The following is a 311-nucleotide window of genomic DNA, read 5'->3' on the forward strand; positions in this document are numbered from 1 at the left end:
TATCCATTGCCCCGCCTATCCATTGGAAAGAACCCGTAAGTGGAATTAAAATACAGTTTGCATCCAAAGATAACAGCGAGCGTCATAATTTTATTGCCAGTTGGAGCAAAAATGAGGAGAACAGTTTTTCATTACAAGTTGATATTGACCTGTTCAAAGACTTTAATGAAACTACCTTTATTCATGATAAATTTGATTTGAAAATCATTCAGGATAAAGAGCCACTGCCTGAGCAATTCGTCATTTATACAGATAAAGTCAAAAAAACTGAATCTGCAATAATTGATCGTAAGGTTTATCAGTTTAATACG

1 protein-coding gene is annotated in these 311 nt (G+C 34.1%); it reads left to right on the top strand.

What is annotated here, in order from left to right:
- Positions 1-311 (top strand): hypothetical protein (locus tag ACLWS4_RS38345; protein ID WP_416876618.1); only part of this gene is annotated, 311 nt, incomplete at both ends.

Source organism: Kitasatospora sp. SC0581, from assembly GCF_048159585.1.
In the GTDB taxonomy this organism is placed as follows: Bacteria; Actinomycetota; Actinomycetes; order Streptomycetales; family Streptomycetaceae; genus Kitasatospora.